At 65.0% G+C, this 16,999-nt stretch carries 18 protein-coding genes; 14 read left to right on the top strand and 4 right to left on the bottom strand.

Going from position 1 to position 16,999, the window contains the following annotated elements:
- Positions 1 to 8: 8 nt before the first annotated feature.
- Positions 9 to 149 carry a lipoprotein gene (locus BZL41_RS14325; protein ID WP_095599912.1) on the bottom strand — a complete coding sequence of 47 codons (141 nt, stop codon included), beginning with the start codon at positions 147 to 149 and terminating at the stop codon, positions 9 to 11.
- Between the two features lie 176 nt (positions 150 to 325).
- On the opposite strand from BZL41_RS14325, the gene BZL41_RS14330 reads away from it, so the two are divergent.
- The 5 genes from BZL41_RS14330 to BZL41_RS14350 all read left to right on the top strand — a co-directional run bounded on the left by BZL41_RS14330 (position 326) and on the right by BZL41_RS14350 (position 3,509).
- Complete coding sequence (locus BZL41_RS14330) at positions 326 to 1,390, top strand: AraC family transcriptional regulator (RefSeq protein WP_095599913.1); 1,065 nt, start codon at positions 326 to 328, stop codon at positions 1,388 to 1,390.
- Positions 1,380 to 1,712: an iron donor protein CyaY gene (gene cyaY / locus BZL41_RS14335; RefSeq protein WP_095599914.1), complete on the top strand. Its 333-nt coding sequence runs from the start codon at positions 1,380 to 1,382 to the stop codon at positions 1,710 to 1,712. Before BZL41_RS14330 ends, cyaY begins: the two co-directional genes overlap by 11 nt.
- A gap of 28 nt (positions 1,713 to 1,740) precedes the next feature.
- Positions 1,741 to 1,905, top strand: a complete 165-nt coding sequence (locus tag BZL41_RS14340; protein WP_095599932.1) for a DUF1289 domain-containing protein — start codon at positions 1,741 to 1,743, stop codon at positions 1,903 to 1,905.
- A gap of 250 nt (positions 1,906 to 2,155) precedes the next feature.
- Entirely contained in the window at positions 2,156 to 2,563 is a 408-nt protein-coding gene (gene rnk / locus BZL41_RS14345) for a nucleoside diphosphate kinase regulator (protein ID WP_084333315.1), read from the top strand.
- A gap of 103 nt (positions 2,564 to 2,666) precedes the next feature.
- A complete protein-coding gene (locus BZL41_RS14350) occupies positions 2,667 to 3,509 on the top strand; it encodes a lipase family protein (RefSeq protein ID WP_095599915.1) in 843 nt (280 codons plus the stop codon).
- Positions 3,510 to 3,569: 60 nt separating this feature from the next.
- On the opposite strand, the gene serA is transcribed toward BZL41_RS14350, so the two are convergent.
- Complete coding sequence (serA, locus tag BZL41_RS14355) at positions 3,570 to 4,799, bottom strand: phosphoglycerate dehydrogenase (protein WP_095599933.1); 1,230 nt, start codon at positions 4,797 to 4,799, stop codon at positions 3,570 to 3,572.
- A gap of 199 nt (positions 4,800 to 4,998) precedes the next feature.
- Between serA and BZL41_RS14360 the strand changes: the two genes are divergently transcribed.
- The gene (locus BZL41_RS14360) at positions 4,999 to 6,390 is read left to right on the top strand and encodes an FAD-binding oxidoreductase (RefSeq protein WP_095599916.1); all 1,392 of its coding nucleotides are present in this window, start codon (positions 4,999 to 5,001) and stop codon (positions 6,388 to 6,390) included.
- A 91-nt stretch (positions 6,391 to 6,481) separates the two neighbouring features.
- Positions 6,482 to 7,147 (top strand): fumarylacetoacetate hydrolase family protein, encoded by a 666-nt coding sequence (locus BZL41_RS14365; protein ID WP_095599917.1) that lies wholly within the window; start codon positions 6,482 to 6,484, stop codon positions 7,145 to 7,147.
- Between the two features lie 61 nt (positions 7,148 to 7,208).
- Here the strand turns inward: BZL41_RS14365 and BZL41_RS14370 are convergent, their stop codons facing one another.
- Positions 7,209 to 7,466 carry a DUF3077 domain-containing protein gene (locus BZL41_RS14370; protein ID WP_095599918.1) on the bottom strand — a complete coding sequence of 86 codons (258 nt, stop codon included), beginning with the start codon at positions 7,464 to 7,466 and terminating at the stop codon, positions 7,209 to 7,211.
- A gap of 442 nt (positions 7,467 to 7,908) precedes the next feature.
- Between BZL41_RS14370 and BZL41_RS14380 the strand changes: the two genes are divergently transcribed.
- The 7 genes from BZL41_RS14380 to BZL41_RS14410 all read left to right on the top strand — a co-directional run bounded on the left by BZL41_RS14380 (position 7,909) and on the right by BZL41_RS14410 (position 15,629).
- A complete protein-coding gene (locus BZL41_RS14380) occupies positions 7,909 to 8,190 on the top strand; it encodes a type II toxin-antitoxin system RelE/ParE family toxin (protein WP_095599920.1) in 282 nt (93 codons plus the stop codon).
- An 11-nt stretch (positions 8,191 to 8,201) separates the two neighbouring features.
- Complete coding sequence (locus BZL41_RS14385; protein ID WP_095599921.1) at positions 8,202 to 8,522, top strand: HigA family addiction module antitoxin; 321 nt, start codon at positions 8,202 to 8,204, stop codon at positions 8,520 to 8,522.
- Positions 8,523 to 8,598: 76 nt separating this feature from the next.
- Positions 8,599 to 9,540: an SdiA-regulated domain-containing protein gene (locus tag BZL41_RS14390; protein ID WP_095599922.1), complete on the top strand. Its 942-nt coding sequence runs from the start codon at positions 8,599 to 8,601 to the stop codon at positions 9,538 to 9,540.
- A gap of 234 nt (positions 9,541 to 9,774) precedes the next feature.
- Positions 9,775 to 11,169, top strand: coding sequence for a diguanylate cyclase domain-containing protein (locus BZL41_RS14395; protein ID WP_095599923.1), 1,395 nt, complete (start codon positions 9,775 to 9,777; stop codon positions 11,167 to 11,169).
- On the top strand, positions 11,169 to 12,497 hold the full coding sequence (locus BZL41_RS14400; RefSeq protein ID WP_095599924.1) for a glycosyltransferase: 1,329 nt from the start codon (positions 11,169 to 11,171) through the stop codon (positions 12,495 to 12,497). The genes BZL41_RS14395 and BZL41_RS14400 overlap by 1 nt, the downstream gene beginning before the upstream one ends.
- Entirely contained in the window at positions 12,497 to 14,575 is a 2,079-nt protein-coding gene (locus tag BZL41_RS14405) for a TolC family protein (RefSeq protein WP_095599925.1), read from the top strand. Before BZL41_RS14400 ends, BZL41_RS14405 begins: the two co-directional genes overlap by 1 nt.
- 7 nt (positions 14,576 to 14,582) lie before the next feature.
- Positions 14,583 to 15,629, top strand: coding sequence for an HlyD family secretion protein (locus BZL41_RS14410; RefSeq protein ID WP_095599926.1), 1,047 nt, complete (start codon positions 14,583 to 14,585; stop codon positions 15,627 to 15,629).
- On the opposite strand, the gene BZL41_RS14415 is transcribed toward BZL41_RS14410, so the two are convergent.
- A complete protein-coding gene (locus BZL41_RS14415) occupies positions 15,613 to 16,614 on the bottom strand; it encodes a hydrolase (RefSeq protein ID WP_095599927.1) in 1,002 nt (333 codons plus the stop codon). The genes BZL41_RS14410 and BZL41_RS14415 overlap by 17 nt on opposite strands.
- Positions 16,615 to 16,999 lie beyond the last annotated feature (385 nt).

Consider the following 16,999-nt stretch of genomic DNA (forward strand, 5'->3'; position numbering starts at 1 on the left):
ACGCCTCCTTAGAATTCGTAACGGTCTTTGCTGTGTTCTTTGGCGGCTTTTTCATCGTCCGGGTGGTAGAGCGGGCCTTTCTGGCCGCAGCCGGCGAGGCCGGCGCCGAGGATGACGAGCGCGAGGAAGGGAAGCAGCAGGCGCTTCATGGCGAAATCCTTGTAAAAGCGTGAATTGGGCCGGAGTATACCGGCCCCCCGGCGCCTTGCCTATGCGCCGGGCTCCCGTCCGGCGCGGCTTCCAGCTGAGCGTGGGGCGGTCCGGGTTGCCCGGTTGGCGCGGTGGGGGTGTACTGGATGGCGGGATCGTGAGAACGGGAGGCTCGATGGAGATTGCCGAACCGCTGGCCAGTTCGGTGTCGGTGGCTTATCTGCAGGGGTTGGTGGATTTTCTGCAACGCCGGGGCGTCGAGCCGGCGGCTTTCCTTGCCCGCGCCCAGTTGCCGGCGACGATTCTCGTCCAGCGCGACCAGCGTATCGCCGCCAGTGCCTACCTGGAGCTTCTCGGCCAGGCCGTCGAGCTGACCGGCGACCCGGACCTTGGTCTGCATCTGGGCGAGGCGGTGCGCCCCGGCTACTACGGCGTGCTCGGTTATCTGGTGATGAGCTGCGCGACCCTGGCCGATGCGTTGCACCGGCAGGCGCGTTATGCCTCGCTGGTGGGCAATCTCGGTCGTGTCGGGTTGGCCGACGAGCCGCCGCGGGCCGGGCTGGAGCCCCAGGTGGCGCACAGTTGGGAGCCGCTGCTGCCGCAGCAGCGCCGGCAGATCAGCGAGGAGACCCTGGCCGGCTGGGTTACCTTCGGCCGCTGGGTCAGTGGCCTGGACATCCCGCCCACCGAGGTCCGCTTCCAGCATCCGGCCCCGCCCGATATCGGCGAGCACCAGCGGATTTTCCGCTGCCCGGTTCTGTTCGATCAGGTCGATAACGCCCTGGTGTTCCCCAAGCGTCTGCTCGCCACGCCGCTCGGCCAGGCGGACGCCCAGGTACGACGGATGCTCGACGCCTATGCCGACCGTCTGCTCGGCGAGCTGCGCCAGGGATCGCATGTGCTGGATCGTGCCCGCCTGGAACTGGCCCGCCAGCTACCGGAACAAGGCGCCGACCTGGAGCGGTTGGCCCAGGCCCTGACGCTCAGCGCCCGCACCCTGCAGCGGCGTCTGCGCGAGGCCGGGTTATCCTTCAGCCAACTGGTGGACGAGACGCGCCAGCAACTGGTGCTGCATTATCTGCGCGACCCGGCGCTGGAGCTGGCCGACATCGCCTTTCTCGTCGGTTTCAGCGAGCCGGGTTCGCTGGCGCGTGCGTTCCGCCGCTGGACCGGACAGAGCCCCGGCGAGTACCGTCGGCATCTTTCACTCATTTCCGAGGACCCTGCCCATGAGCCTTAGCGAAGCCCGCTTCCACGATCTGGTCGATGCCGCCCAAGAGGCGGTGGAGGATGTGTTCGATAGCAGCGACCTGGATGTCGATCTGGAAAACTCGGCGGGCGTGCTCACCGTCCGTTTCGAGAACGGCAGTCAGGTCATCCTCAGCCGCCAGCCGGCCCTGCGCCAGCTATGGGTGGCGGCGCGTTCCGGCGGCTTCCATTTCGATTACGATCCGGACAGCGGTCGCTGGATCTGCGATACCAGCGAGGAGCCGCTAGGTGAGCTGATGGAGCGGGTGACCCGGGAGCAGATCGGTGAAGAACTCGAGTTCGAAGACCTCTGAGGCGACCGTCGAAACCGGGGAGGAGACGATCGCTTCGCCGTGCCGGCGGGTCTGTTGTCTCGATACCCGGGATGTCTGCCTCGGGTGCGGTCGCACGCTGGAGGAAATCCTCGAGTGGGGCCGGGCCGATAACGCGCGGCGCCGGGAAATCTGCGCCCAGGCCCATGCCCGCTGGGCACTTTTCCCCCACTGACCGGGTGGTCTTGCTTATTTGCACTGCTGTGTTAGGGTCCGCTCAAGGGCCTGCGCCCGTCACGATCGGTGTCCCGGGTGCGCAAGAGCCTCGGTCTGCGCGTTGACCCACTCGAACGGGCCGCGCCTTTTCCGATCCGTCACGTCGCCGCGATCCCGCGACCCGATATCCAACTTCATGTGTTTTCGCTTTCCGGCCCGTCCCGGCGGGAAAGCTTCGTCCGGTACAACTCAGGAGAAACGCGTTCGTCATGACCAGTACACCGTCGATCACCATTACCCGCCTCGATCTGCAACGCCTGGAAAAGCTGCTCGATGGCCTGGAGGAATACGGCCCCGCTGCCCAGGCGTTGGAGCAGGAGCTGGCGCGGGCCCAGGTGGTCGGGCACGACGAGGTGCCGCCGGGCGTGGTGACGATGAATTCGCGCGTTCACTGCCGCGACGACAACAGTGGCAAGGAATACCACCTGACCCTGGTCTATCCGCAGGAAGCCGGCGCCGAAGGCACCGTCTCCATTCTCGCTCCGGTGGGCTGCGCGTTGCTCGGCCTGTCCGTGGGCCAGCACATCGACTGGCCGACGCCCTCCGGCAAGCCGCTGCGGCTGACCCTGCTGGATGTCGAATACCAGCCCGAAGCAGCCGGGGAATACCGCCGCTAGACCGTCGAGCGAACCTGTTGTCGGCGGTTTCGTCCTGAGCGAGCAGGATTCATTGCGATCGACTAGAGTGGGAAGCACAGTCCACATAGGCAAGGAGGCCCTGATGTCCAGTCTTCCCCTCTACTTCCCCCAAGACTTCTCCCTGTCACAGGCGCTGTTATGTGCCAACCTGGTGGAGTCCGCCTACGACCAGTACACACAGTGGCAGACGCAGGGCAAGCCGCGCCGGCCCCAGGACTTCACCTGGCAGACGCCGGATATGGGCGGCTGGCGCTTCTCGGCGCCGATCTGGAGCATTCTCAGCGAGCTGCACTTCCTCAACGAATCCGAGCCGTTCGGTTTCGCCGCCCGCGACCCGCAGGGCGAGGTCTACCTGGTGTTCCGTGGAACCGAGTCGGTGCAGGACTGGCTGGACGACCTGGATGCGGACCAGCAGACCTACCCCTGGCAACCCGGCCTTGGCTCGGTGCATGCCGGTTTCCTCAAGCTTTACCGCTCCCTGCGCGACCTGGCCTTGCAAGCGGTGGACAGCCTGCAGCCGGGCGGCCAACTGTGGTCATGCGGGCACAGCCTGGGCTGCGCGTTATCGAGCCTGGCAGTGCTCGACCTGCGCGAGCGCTACCCGGACCTGCCGTTGCAGCACTACAACTTCGCCAGCCCGCGCCTGGCCGCGCCGAGCTTCGCCGACAGCTATAACGGGCTCAACGTGCCGACCTACCGTGTCGTCAACGACAGCGATGTGGTGCCCGAGGTGCCGCCCGGCGTGACCGGGGGCTGGCTCTACCAGCACATCGGCCTGGCGGTCACCTTCACCGCCAGTTACGCCAGCATCGAAGACAACCACAGCATGGCCGACTGTTACCTGTACGCCCTGGAGAACCCGAACGCGCCGATGCGCCAGGGCGTCACGGTCGCCGTGCCCGAAGCGCGGGTGGCTGTGACGTGAAATCGGCCTGAAAGAAAAAGGGAGGCCGAGGCCTCCCTTCTTTGTACTGCGATTTGCAACTCAGAACAGCACGCGGCTGCGGATGGTGCCGCGCACCTGCTGCAGCTTCTCCAGCGCCAGGTCCGAGTACTCGGCATCGATGTCGATGACTACGTAGCCGACCTTCTCGTTGGTCTGCAGGTACTGGCCGGAGATGTTGATGCCGTTGTCCGAGAAGACCTTGTTGATCTCGCTCATCACACCCGGCACGTTCTCGTGGATGTGCAGCAGGCGATGCTTGCCCGGGTGCGACGGCAGGGCCACTTCCGGGAAGTTGACGGAGGAGACCGAAGTACCGTTGTCGCTGTACTTGACCAGCTTTTCCGCCACTTCCAGACCGATGTTGGCCTGTGCTTCGGCCGTCGAGCCGCCGATGTGCGGGGTCAGGATCACGTTGTCCAGGCCACGTAGCGGGCTGACGAATTCCTCGTCGTTGGAGCGCGGCTCCACCGGGAACACGTCGATGGCGGCACCGATCAGATGCTTGTCCTTGATTGCGGCAGCCAGGGCGTCCAGGTCCACCACGGTGCCGCGGGCAGCGTTGATCAGGATGCCGCCCTTCTTCATGGCGCGGATTTCCTTCTCGCCGATCATCCACTTGGTGGCGGGCGTTTCCGGCACATGCAGGGTGACAATGTCGGCCATGCCGAGCAGCTCGTGCAGCGAGCCGATCTGCTGGGCGTTACCCAGCGGCAGCTTGGTCACCACGTCGTAGAAGTACACCTGCATGCCCAGGCCCTCGGCCAGCACGGAGAGCTGGGTGCCGATGGAGCCGTAGCCGACGATGCCGAGCTTCTTGCCGCGGATTTCGAAAGAGTTGGCCGCGCTCTTGATCCAGCCGCCGCGGTGGCAGGACGCGTTCTTCTCCGGGATGCCGCGCAGCAGCAGGATGGCTTCGGCCAGTACCAGCTCGGCCACCGAGCGGGTATTCGAATAGGGTGCGTTGAATACCGCGATGCCGCGTTCGCGGGCGGCTTCCAGGTTGACCTGGTTGGTGCCGATGCAAAAACAGCCGACGGCGACCAGTTTCTTCGCGTGGTCGAAGATTTCCTCGGTCAGGTGGGTGCGCGAGCGAATGCCGATGAAGTGAGCATCGGCGATCTTCTCCTTGAGCTGGTCTTCCGGCAGCGAACCGGTGAAATACTCGATGTTGCTGTAACCGGCTGCCTTGATGGTGTCCACGGCGGTTTGATGGACGCCTTCCAGGAGAAGGAACTTGATCTTGCTCTTGTCGAGAGAGGTCTTGCTCATCTGCGTACCTGTGATCCCGGTGAAATGTTCAGGGAAACGGCCAGCGGTGGCGCTGGCGAACCGGCGGATGCCGGTACCCGAAATCGGCTGAGGGGCGCGATCCACGGGGGGCGTATGCTAGCATGTTCTCCCTTTTCCTTGCTCGGTTGCGACCTGAATCGTTCTCAGGGCGACCATGAATGATCCGAGAGTTCCGCAGATGACCGATACCGCTTTGATCGAAGAGCTGAAAACCCTGGTCGAGCCAGGCAAAGTCCTGACTGACGCCGATTCCCTGAGCGCTTACGGCAAGGATTGGACCAAGCATTTCGCCCCCGCTCCGCTGGCGATCGCTTTCCCGAAGACCATCGAGGAAGTCCAGGCGATCGTGCGCTGGGCCAATGAGAAGAAGGTCGCCCTGGTACCCTCCGGTGGCCGTACCGGCCTGTCCGCCGCCGCCGTCGCCGCCAATGGCGAAGTGGTGGTGGCCTTCGACTACATGAACCGCATCCTCGACTTCAACGCCACGGACCGCACCGTGGTCTGCCAGCCGGGCGTGATCACGGCCCAGTTGCAGCAGTTCGCCGAAGACAAGGGCCTCTATTATCCGGTGGACTTCGCTTCCGCCGGCTCCAGCCAGATTGGCGGCAACATCGGCACCAATGCCGGCGGGATCAAGGTGATTCGCTACGGCATGACCCGCAACTGGGTGGCCGGTCTCAAAGTGGTCACCGGCAAGGGAGACCTGCTGGAGCTGAACAAGGACCTGATCAAGAACGCCACTGGCTATGACCTGCGCCAGCTTTTCATCGGTGCCGAGGGCACCCTGGGTTTCGTCGTCGAGGCCACCATGCGCCTGGAGCGCCAGCCTACCAACCTCACCGCGATGGTCCTCGGCACGCCGGACTTCGACTCCATCATGCCGGTCCTGCACGCCTTCCAGGACAAAATGGACCTGACCGCCTTCGAGTTCTTCTCCGACAAGTGCCTGGACAAGATTCTCGGCCGTGGCGACGTGCCGGCGCCGTTCGAAACCTGCGCGCCGTTCTATGCCCTGCTGGAATTCGAAGCCACCACCGAGGAGCGCGCCGAGCAGGCCCTGGCCACCTTCGAGCATTGTGTCGAGCAGGGTTGGGTGGTCGATGGCGTGATGAGCCAGAGCGACCAGCAACTGAAGAACCTGTGGAAGCTGCGCGAGTACATCTCCGAGACCATCTCCCACTGGACGCCGTACAAGAACGATATCTCCGTCACCGTATCCCGCGTTCCGGCGTTCCTGGCCGACATCGACGCCATCGTCAGCCAGAACTACCCGGACTTCGAGGTGCTCTGGTACGGCCACATCGGCGACGGCAACCTGCACCTGAACATCCTCAAGCCGGAAAGCCTGAGCAAGGAAGAGTTCTTCGCCAAGTGCGCCACGGTGAACAAGTGGGTGTTCGAGACCGTGCAGAAGTACAACGGCTCGATCAGTGCCGAGCATGGCGTCGGCATGACCAAGCGCGACTACCTGGAGTACAGCCGTTCGCCGGCCGAGATCGCCTACATGAAGGCGGTGAAGGCGGCGTTCGACCCGAACGGCATCATGAACCCCGGTAAGATCTTTAACTAAAGCCGCAAGCTCCAAGCTACAAGCCGCAAGAAAAGGCATGACGCGTTCACTTGCAGCTTGAGCTTGAGGCATGCAGCTGCGGAGCAATCCTATGAGCTACCAGCACCAGTACATCGACGGTACCCCCATTCATTTCCCCCTGGGCAAGGTCGTCTGCGTCGGCCGCAACTACGCCGAACACGCCAAGGAACTGAACAACCCGGTGCCGAGCGAGCCGCTGCTGTTCATCAAGCCGGGTAGCTGCGCGGTACCGCTGGAAGGCGGCTTCGCCATCCCGGCAGACCGTGGCGCCGTGCACTACGAGGCGGAGATTGCCGTGCTGATTGGCAAGCCGCTGTCGCGCCAGCCGAGCCGCGAAGAAATCCTCGACGCCATCTCCGGCTTCGCCCCGGCGCTGGACCTGACCCTGCGCGACGTCCAGGCACGCCTGAAGGAAAAGGGCTATCCCTGGGAAATCGCCAAGTCCTTCGACGGCGCCTGCGTGCTGGCGCCCTTCGTGCCGGGCGACGCGGTGGAAGACACCACCGACATCGGCATCCGCCTGACCATCAACGGCGACGTCCGCCAGGACGGCAACAGCCGCGACATGCTCAACCCGATCCTGCCGCTGATCCAGCACATCTGTGGCCATTTCAGCCTGCAACCGGGCGACGTCGTGCTGACCGGCACGCCGGTGGGCGTCGGCCCGCTGAATTCCGGGGACAGCCTGGTGCTGGAACTGGTCGGCCTGTCGCGCTTCGAAAGCCGGGTGCTCTGAGGCAAAGCCGCCCGCCCCCGCATATCCGGCCGGCTCCCAGGGAGCTGGCCGGATGTGTTCATCAGACGTTCTTCTTGTGCATGCCCTCGATGCACGCATGCAGCGTTGCCTTGGCCATCTCGATCAGAGACGAACAGGCGTACCCGAGCTGTTCGGGACTCTCGCCGCCTGTCGTGAGGACGGCCAACGCCTCGGCGCTCTCCAGCAGGCAACAGACGCACTCCAATGCATCCTGCAGCGGAATACCCGGCTGCACGGCAAACAACGGCTGGCTCGCATCGTTACAGGGGCGAAAGGTGGCAGGGAGTGTCTTAGTCATGGCTCATCTCCCCAATGACATGGCCAGCCGGCGCGGAAACAGGGGAGACGGACTTGTCGCAGGTATAGAAATGTTTCATCGGTGGTGCTCCTAGAGTTGAGGAGCTGCCACGAATCGTCGCCAAACGATGGGTGGCAGCTGTGCGCAGGTTGGCGAGCCGGGACTCTAGGAACCCGGCAGACCCGAAGGTCTCCCACGCACAGCCGCCATAGCACAATGCCGCGAGCAATAAAGCGTCGGCAACGGTATGAGGGCGCTGTGCGCCAACTTAATCGGGTCGCCAAACCCGGCCACGGAATATGCCGTGACGGGGCGGGACTATAGGGGCTCTGTTGGCGGGATGGCAAGCTTGGCGCGAGCTTGCCGCGGGGGGGCGGTTTAACGTGTTGCGATATATAACGCGCCGCGTTACATTCTGGTGCGGATCGATGCGGGCCCTTTAATGATCAAGACCTTCAAGGATAGGCAGACGAAAGCCGTGGCGGATGGGTTGGTTGCTCGCAAGCTTCCCCGGGATATGCAACAGGTTGCTTTACGGAAACTGCGTCAACTAGGCGCGGCCAAGGTATTGGATGATTTGCGAATTCCTCCGGGGAATCGGCTGGAAGCCTTGCGAGGTGATCGCGAAGGGCAGCACAGTATTTGTATCAACGACCAATGGCGCATTTGTTTTCAATGGATCAACGGCGATGCGTATGACGTCGAAATCGTGGACTACCACTGAGGAGATTACGTATGGCGCACCATGAAGACTTGGCCGACGTAACGACCGGCGAATGGCTGGAAAACGTTCATCCTGGCGAAATATTGATGACCGATTTCATCGAGGCGTTGGGGCTCACCAAGAATGCCGTGGCCAAGGCAATTGGCGTAGGGCCCAGCCGGATCGGGGAAATCGTACGGGGCGAACGTTCCATCACGGCTGACACCGATCTCCGACTGTCACGTTTCTTCGGCACCAGTGAGGGTTACTGGCTTGCTTTGCAGAACGCCTACGATCTGGAGCAGGCGAGGCGGGTGGGTCGGTATGACGACATTCCATCGCATGCCGCCTGATAGTTGTGTCATCCCCCTGTAGAAACTTAACCGTCGAGGCCTAGTCTGATGGCCATCGCTCAGTCAGGTCGTCTCGATGTACCGTTCCCTTGCCCTGCCCTCATTCCGCTCCCGTTGGCTGTTGCTGGCCGGGGCGCTGATCGTCGGTGCCATTCTGGTGAATTACTTCCACTGGGATGACCGCCTCTATTACTGGTACAAGGAACGTCACCTGTCCAAGGGCGAGCGGTCGGCGAATATCTGGCTGCCGGGCTATTACGCCGCCTTGCAGGGTAAGCCACTGGCGGGGCTGGAAAACGACGAGACGTCCGGCCTGACTTTTAACCCCGCGACACGAACGCTCTTCACAGTGACCGGCAAGCATCCCCTGTTGGTCGAATTGTCGCTGGAGGGCGAAGTCCTGCGGCGGATAGAACTGCGGGGGTTCAGCAATCCCGAGGGCGTCGAGGCGTTGGGCGATGGGCGGCTGGCGATCATCGATGAGCGCAAGCGCCAGCTCGCGGCGTTCTGGCTGTCGGAGACCGACCGGAGCATCGACCTGGAACGGCTGGAAACCTTCGACCTGGGCTTCGCCGAGGCCGGCAACAAGGGGTTCGAGGGAATTGGCTGGGATGCGCGGCATCAGCGCCTGCTGCTGGCCAAGGAGCGCAGCCCGCTGGGCCTGTTCAGCCTGCCGTTCCCCGGCGAGGACGGCGCGCCCGGCAAGCTGGAGCCGCTGTCTCCTGACGATCTGTTCGTCCGCGACCTGTCCTCGGTGACAGTGGACCCGCGTACCGGCCACATCCTGGTGCTGTCCGACGAGTCGCGCCTGCTGCTGGAGCTGGATGGCGACGGCAAGCCGATCAGCTTCATCAGCCTGATTGGCGGCTTCAACGGGTTGGACGAGGGCATCCAGCAGGCCGAAGGGGTGACCATGGACGACGACGGCAACATTTACGTGGTCGGCGAGCCCAACCTGTTTTATGTCTTCCGTAAGGACACCCGCGAGCCGGGCCCCTGGCAGTTGGGCCGGCTCTGACGATCCGCAGCGTGGTTGGCCTGCGCTATCTCCGCTGCGTCCAGACGAAGCTTCCCAAGCTGGGAACCGTTTGGTCATAAGGCGATCCTGCCGGTTCTTGTCCTGAATACCATCCCAAATGTAAAGATGGTGTCAGATAGCCATTATTCGCTCGGACCATAGTGCCACTACATGCTAGAGTCGCGCCCGATGTGATTCGCGCCACGTATCGCAACTATCCGGTCGCCTCCGAACATGCCTTCTTCTTCTCCTCGCGTCGCCATTCTGGGGACGGCCGAGTCGAGCCTGTCTCTTGCGCCGCTCGACCGCTTCGGCGATCTCTCCGAACTGCTCGCCGCGCCGGGCTATGACATCCTCCTGCTGGAGCTGCCCGGCCCGCTCGCCGGCCAGGCGCTCCGTAGCCTGCGTCTGAGCGAAAGCTACCGCTTCAGCCTGATCTACTGCTGTCGCGACCAGGATGCTTGGTGCACTGCCTTGGGCGACGGCACGCCGCCGGCCGACCTGGGTGCGCTGACGCCGTTGTGGCGGTTGTGGAAGGAGCGTTTCGCCCTGTTCAACCGTGGGGCGGCGCCGGAGCGTTTCGAGACGCGCGTGCTGGCCTGGCTGTGGTTGCGTTCGCGGGGCGACATCCATGCCCTGCGCGATCCCCAGGTGCCGCAGCACTACCGCTATCCGCTGCTCGAGGCGCTGGCCATTGACGAGTCGGTGAATGCGTTCGTCTGGCTGCAATTGATGACCCAGCAGGGCCTGCTCGAAGAGGGCGAGCTGGTGGACCGCCTGCGCCTGTGCACCGGCTGTGGCTCGGGCCGATTGAACTACGTGGACGTCTGTGCCGAGTGCCACTCCCTGGACATCGCTCGGCAGCCATCGCTGCATTGCTTCACCTGCGGCCACGTCGCGCCGCAGGAGCATTTCCTCAAGGACGGCCTGCTGCTCTGCCCGAACTGCCTGAGCCGGCTGCGCCATATCGGCAGCGACTACGACCGGCCGTTGGAAAACTACCGTTGCCGCGGTTGCCAGGCGTTCTTCGTCGATGCCGCCGTGGAGGCCCGCTGCCTGGACTGTGGCCAGGTGCACGAACCAGAGAAGCTGCGGGTGCGCGAAGTCCGGCATTTCCGTCTGGCCGAAGCCGGGCGGCTGCGCTGCCGGCAGGGTTTCGTCAGCGAGACGAGCCACAGCGAGCAGTTCGGCCGGCTCAATCTGCTGGGGGCGCGCACCTTCCGGGAAATGCTCGGCTGGCAGATTCAGATCGTCCGCCGCTATCGCGAGCCGGCGTTTTCCCTGCTCGGGCTGCGCTTCGTCAACCTGGCCAGCGCCTTGGCCAAGCTTGGCGAACTGAGTGGCCACGCGCTGGTGGACAGTCTGGTGGAGCGCTTGCAGGAGGCGGTACGCGAGACCGACCGCTTCACCCGCACCAGCGAGGAACATCTCTGGCTGCTGCTGCCGAATACCGGTGCCGAAGGGCTCGCCAGTCTGCGCCAGCGGCTGGCTCGCGTGGCCGAGTTGCTGAAGACCTCGGAGGCCCGCGACATCGAGTTGCGCATGGTGGGCTTCAGCGCCCCGCAGGACCTGCTCGAACAGGAAGACGGCGAACTGTTGCTGGCGCGGCTGGCGGGTGAGTTGGCCTGATGAGCGGCTTCTTCGAACAGGCCCAGGCATTGCTCGTCGACCTGTCCGGATCGGATGGGCTGAGCCAGTTGTTCATGAGCCTGTTCCCGTTTTTCCTGCTGTTCGAGCTGCCGCTCAACGTGCTGGTATTGCTCGGGGTGATGCGCTGGTTCGCACGCCGACGCAGCCGTACGCCCCAGCACAGCCTGTACCAGCCACGGGTATCCTGCATCATCACCTGCTACAGCGAAGGGCTGGATGTGCAGAAGACGCTGCTCAGCCTGTGCGAGCAAACCTATCCGGGCCATATCGAGATGATCCCGGTGGTCGATGGCGCCACCGCCAACCAGGCGACATTGCGCGCGGTGCGCGATTTTCGTCTCAATGCCGAACTCTATCCGCGCCGGCAGTTGCGGCCGATCGCCAAGTGGCAGCGTGGCGGGCGGGTCTCGTCGCTGAACGCCGGCCTGGCCCATGCCACCGGCGAGATCGTCATGGCGTTGGATGGCGACACCTCGTTCGACAACAACATGGTCAGCGCCATGGTCCGCCATTTCGCCGACCCCGAGGTGCCGGCGGTGGCCGGCAGCCTGCGCGTGCGCAATGCCTGGGCGTCGCTGAGCACGGCGGTGCAGGCGCTGGAGTACCTGCTGTCGATCCACATGTCGAAGATCGGCCTCAGCGAGTGGAACCTGGTGAACAACGTGTCCGGGGCCTTCGGCGCGTTCCGCCGCAGTTTCCTCGAACGCATCGGCGGCTGGGACACCCACACCGCCGAAGACCTCGACCTTACCCTGCGGATCAAAAGCTACTTCGGACGCCGGCCGCTGCGCATTCCGTTCGAGCCGGAGGCCATCGGCCACACCGACGCGCCGGCGACCCTGCGCCAGTTCCTCCTGCAACGTCTGCGCTGGGATGGCGACCTGTTCTTCCTTTATATCCGCAAGCACAGCCACAGCATCACGCCGCGCCTGCTCGGCTGGCCGAATTTCCTGATGACCCTCGTCAGTGGGTTCTTCTTCCAGTTGGTGTTGCCGTTCATCATCCTCAGCTACAGCCTGGCGGCGTTGTTCCTGTTGCCGGGCTCGACACTGCAGTTGTTGTTCGTGCTGGTCTACACGCTCTATCTGGCTATCACCCTGCTGTTCTACCTGGCGATGCTGGTGATGGTTTCCGAACGCCCGCGCCAGGACCTGCGCTTGGCCCTGCTGGTGCCGATCTTTCCGCTGTTCATGCTGATGATGCGCTGCTGGAGCGCGGTGGCGATGCTCAACGAAGCGCTGCGCCGCGGTCATGAGGAAACCAGCATGGCGCCCTGGTGGGTACTGAAGAAGGCTACGAAGTTCTGATGTCGCGTCTGTTGCTCCTGATTTCCTGCCTGTTCGGCCTGCCCGCAATGGCGGCGCCGCTACCCCTGGCCGATCTGTTGAACGGGCTGGAGAATGATCCCGCCTGGCTCGCCGACCAGGCCGAGAGCGAGGCCCTGCGCGCCGAGCGCGAGCTGCGCGAGGACGAGGCGGGCTGGCAGCTTTTTGCCGGTACCAGCGCCGGGCATTATCGCGAGCTGGTGACCGACAACGTGCGTGACGAGTACGACGGGCTCGACCTGGCAGTGGGCGTACGCCACCCGCTGCTGGGCAGCCTGAAGCGTCAGGCCGATGCGGTACAGGCCAGCCAGCACGACATCCAGCGCCAGCAACTGCGCACGGCCCTGCGCCGTGCCGAACAACGCCTGGCCCTGCGCGGCGCCTATGCCGACTGGTGGCGCGCCCAGCAAGAGCAGCGCTGGTGCGCGGCCCTGGCACCTGAGCTGGCGGCGGCCGAGCGGCGTATCCAGCAGCGTCAGGCGGGTGGCTGGTTGCTGGCCTCCGAAGCGCAGTTGCAGCGCAGCCGCTGGCAGGAACTGGCCCGTCGCTGCGCGGAAACGGCACGGGTGATCGATGAAGTGCGCGCGGCCGTGGCGGCCTATGCCGGTGCTCCCCTGGAGACCGATGCCGAAGCGCTCGCCGAGCCGCTGGCCGACCGGCCGCAGGCGCAGGAGCGATGGTTGGCCCTGCTCGAGCGCCACCCCCGCCTGGCCGAGCGCCAGGATCGTCTGGCGCAGGCCGAGCAGGGGCGCGAGAGTCCGTGGTATGCCGGGGTGGATTCCAGTTTCAGTCTCGCCCAGAGCATCGAGGAGCGCAGCGGTGGCGGTGCGCCTGGTACCGGTCTGGTGGCCAGCCTCAACTTTTCCGCGCCCTTCGATCTACTCGGCAACGACCGAGCCCGGCAGCGTCTTGGCGAAGCGCGTTACCAGGCGGCCCTGCGCCAGCTGGATGTCGAGCGGCGGACCCTGGCGCGGGAGCTTGGCCGTACCTTGCGGGCCCAGCGATCGGCGCTGTCGACCCTGACGCTGCGGCGCGAGCAGTTCGAGGCGGCACAGGCCGCCTGGCGCGAGCGGCGCGCCCGTGGCGAGCGGGACCTTGAGCAAAGCGTGCTGCCGGAGCTGGTGGCCGAGCGGGAGTTCTACCTCAGTGGCTTCGCCCTGATCGCCGCTTGGCATGCCGCCTGGCTGCGCGAGGCGGAGCTGGGCATTTTCGGCGACGACGATGCCGCCTTCGCCGCGCTGCTCGGCGACAGCCGCCAATCGTGGGTCGCCCTGGACGCTGTCCAGAACAACACGGTGTCGACGGATGCCGAGTGGAGCCAGGCCAGCTATTTGTGGGACAGCCACGCACTGCTCGATCCGAAGCGTCGTGCCGGGGAGCTGCGTGCCTTGCGGCGAGCCGGGATGACCGTGATCTACCTCGGGCTCGACAAGGCACAGGTGGATACCCTGCCGGCCACCCGTGCCGCGCTGGGCGAACTGCTGGCGGCGGCCGGGCGCGAGGGGCTGCGGGTCAGCCTGCTGCTGGGCGATCCCGCCTGGCTGAACGCCGGCCAGCGCGACGGACTGACCGCGCTGATCGGACAACTGCGAAGCCTGCCGTTCGTCAGCCTGCATCTCGACCTGGAAGTGGAACAGCTCGGCTGGCCGGTGCCCACCAGCCGCCTGCAGGACTGGCTCGACACGCTGAAGGCCGCTGCCGAGGCCAGCCCCTGGCCTGTGGAGCTGTCGAGCCACCCGCGCTGGTTCGCCGAGCCTGCTGCCGGCCAGCCCTGCGTACCTTGCGCGCTGCCCGACCTGGGTGTGCGCAGCGTCAGCCTGATGATCTACACCCGCAATGCCGAGCGCAGTGGCGCCCTGGCCGAAGACATCGCCCGACGCTGGCCGGCGGTGCGCTTCCGCCTGGCGCAGAGCGTCGAGCGCGTGCTGCCGGCCGAGGAAAGCTGGGCCGGTGTGCCGGCGGCGGAATTGCGCCGGCAAGCCGAACGCTGGCGTACCCAGTTGCAGCCCGTCGGTGTCAGCGGCCTGGATTGGCAGGCCTGGACCGATTTCCCCAAGTGACCGAGCCATGAAGATTCGTTTCGACAGCCGCAAAGAACACAATCCCACCCGGGAACAAGGCCTGGAGGTGCTTTATGCACCGGGCAAACGCGTGGCCTTCCGGTTGCGCTGGTATCTGATCCTGTTTCTCGTCGCCAGCCCGCTGCTGTGGTTCGTTGGCAAGGTGCTGTACGGTTTCTGGCTGGTGGATGCCCCGGCCCAGCTGCGCATGCCCGTGGTGGAAATCCGTGCCCGCGACGCCGGCGTGGTGACCCATCTCGATGTTCGGACCGGTGACCGGGTGGAGGCGGGGCAGCGCCTGATCCAGTTGGACAATCCCGAGTGGCGTGCGCGCATGGCGCAGCTCAGGGCGTTGCCGGCCGGGCTGGAGGCGTCGGCTCCGCAATCGGTCGACGGCCATGAGCGGCAGGTACTGAGCCGCCAGCTCGAGCGCGCCCGTCAGCGCGTCGGCCAGGTGCAAGCCTTGCTGGCGCAGGGCGCGGCGACCCGGGCCGAGCTGATCGCCGCCGAAAGCGAGCGAGACGCACGGGAAAGCGATCTACTGGCGTTCGACCGTCGCCAGCGCGAATTGAGCCAGCGGCCTTACGGGGAGGCGCGCGACCTGCTCCAGCAGCATGCCGAGCAGGCGTGGCTGGAATCCCGCCTGGAAGGCCTCGAATTGCACGCCAGTGCCCCCGGCCTGGTCGCAGAGGTGTTGGTCGGCGAAGGCGAGAACGTCGGCCCCGGTACTCTGCTGATGCGCCTGGAAGGCATGGGCGAGCCGGTGCTCTGGATCTACCTGGAGCCGCGCTATGGTCGCTATGCGCAACCGGGGCAGCCGCTGGAAGTCCGCATGCCGGACGGCAAATGGCTGAAGGCGCGGATTCTGCAACAGGCCGACCGCGCCGGGCGCCTGCCGAGCGACCTGCGCTCGCCGTTCGCGGCGAGCCAGTTGGGCCTGCTGGTGCCGGCGGCTCTGGAAGAGCCGCTGCCGGAGCGCTGGCGGGTCGACCAATTGCCGGTGCAGACCCGCTTCCCCAACGACTGGGCCGGCGTGTTCAGCGCCGGTCGTTAACCCGCGTCCGCAACCAGGCGGGAATACGCCGTTCCAGGTAATAGCCGGGCCGGTGCGGCGGCCCTTCGACGAAACCGACATGGCCACCCTTGGCCTGTAGTTCGAAGGTGGTGCTGGCAGACAGCTCGCCGGGCTCCGGCAGGCTGTGGGGGAACACGAAGGGATCGTCGGCGGCCTGGATGATCAGCGTCGGCACCTGGATGGCGCCGAGAAAGTAGCGGCTCGACGCGCGTCGATAATAGTCCTGGGCGTCTAGATAGCCGTGCAGCGGCGCGGTGATGCGGCCGTCGAAATCCCAGAACGTGCGCATGCCGTCCAGCGGGCCGAGTTTCTCCAGCACCGACAGCCGATCGGCCAGCCCCTGGTGAGCGAACAGGCGCTGCTTGTCCTTCACGTAGGCGACCATGGCGCGCATGAAGTGCGCCTGGTACACCCGCGAAAAGCCGGTGCCGATGCGGTCGGCGCACTGATCCAGGCGGAACGGTACCGACACCGCCACCGCACCCTGCAGGGCGCAGTCCGCCCCGCTTTCACCCAGGTGCTTGAGCAGCACGTTGCCACCCAGCGAATAGCCCACCGCGAAGAGCGGAGCCAACGGCCGCTGGGCACGCAGGTGGGCGATGACCTCGGCGAGGTCATCGCTGGCCCCGGAGTGATAGGCACGCGGCAACAGGTTCGGCTCGCCGGAACAGCCGCGCCAGTTCAGCGCCACGCTGGCCCAGCCCTGGGCGGCCAGGGCCTGTTGCAGACCGAGCACGTAGAGCGAGCTGGAGCAGCCGGTCAGACCGTGCAGCACCAGCACCAGTGGCGCATCCGCCGAATGCGGGCCGTGCCAATCCAGATCGAGGAAGTCGCCATCCGCCAGCCACAGCCGCTCCCGCGTCCGCTCGAGACTCGGCGCTTGGCGGCAGAACGGCGACCAGAGCGTCTGCAAGTGCGGGCCGGGCAGCCACCAGGCGGGTTTGAATTCGAGGGTTGGGGACACTAAGGGGCTCCGACTTCAAGCAGCTCAATCATTAAACGGCCCGGAAACCTGAAAGGCAAAGCTTCCGACCACTTGGAGTGGTTATGGCAATAAGGCGTCTATATCGGGGATTGATGAGGGGAGGTAAGGCTTTCCTGGCCTGCTTGTAAGCATTTTGATATCGCGTCGCTCGATGTGAAGAGTTTCACTCCGGGCGATAGGTTTCACTAAGAAAATGCCCCCCGATTCTGTCTTGGCTGCTCAAGGCGGAACTTGTCGAAGGGACGCAACGATGCACTCGCAGGACTCAAACGCCCAGCCCACCCCGGAGCTGGACACCGGCCTCGCCTGTCTGGTGATGCTGGCGCGGTTCCACAACGTGGCCGCTTCCCCCGAACAACTCACC

The organism is Pseudomonas sp. PIC25, from assembly GCF_002286785.1.
In the GTDB taxonomy this organism is placed as follows: domain Bacteria; phylum Pseudomonadota; class Gammaproteobacteria; order Pseudomonadales; family Pseudomonadaceae; genus Pseudomonas_M.